1 protein-coding gene is annotated in these 534 nt (G+C 43.6%); it reads left to right on the top strand.

Going from position 1 to position 534, the window contains the following annotated elements:
• Nucleotides 1-534 (top strand): hypothetical protein (locus AC1DWF_RS38140; protein WP_476843592.1); only part of this gene is annotated, 534 nt, incomplete at both ends.

Raw genomic sequence — 534 nt, forward strand, 5'->3', positions numbered from 1 at the left:
GCTCTAAAGACCACCTTACCTGCTGTTTCGAAAGTCTTGGCTGCGTGGCTTTCCCGAACAGATAATCATTCCGTTAATTTGACGGTCGCGGGCGAGCAGGGAGTTCAAAATGTTGAACTTACACCAGCTAATACCGCTGCTATATTGGAAGAAATTGCCTCTCCTAAACCTCCCCCTATGATACTCAAAGCACCAGTCGAAGATAAAAACAACGCTGCAATAAATATAAAAATTGGATCAGTTGAAAGTTCGGGAAAAATCGTAATTACAGACATAAAACCAGACCTAAAATTGGCAAAATCTTTTCCATCGAGCAAACGGTCAAAAGAAAACCTCACCCCTGAAAATTTAAAAATTACATTAGTGCAAGAAACCCTTGTTCACATGCATGGACAATTATCAATTGAATTGCCAAAAGCGCGTAATCGCGAGCGGTTGGTTAAAAGAGTTAGGCTTTCCGCCTCACTCGCGGCACTTGTCAGCAATGTTGCGGTGCTAGGCGCACTAGGTTTGGGCAACGCAACGGCCTCAATC

This window comes from Aminobacter sp. P4_D5, assembly GCF_056401815.1.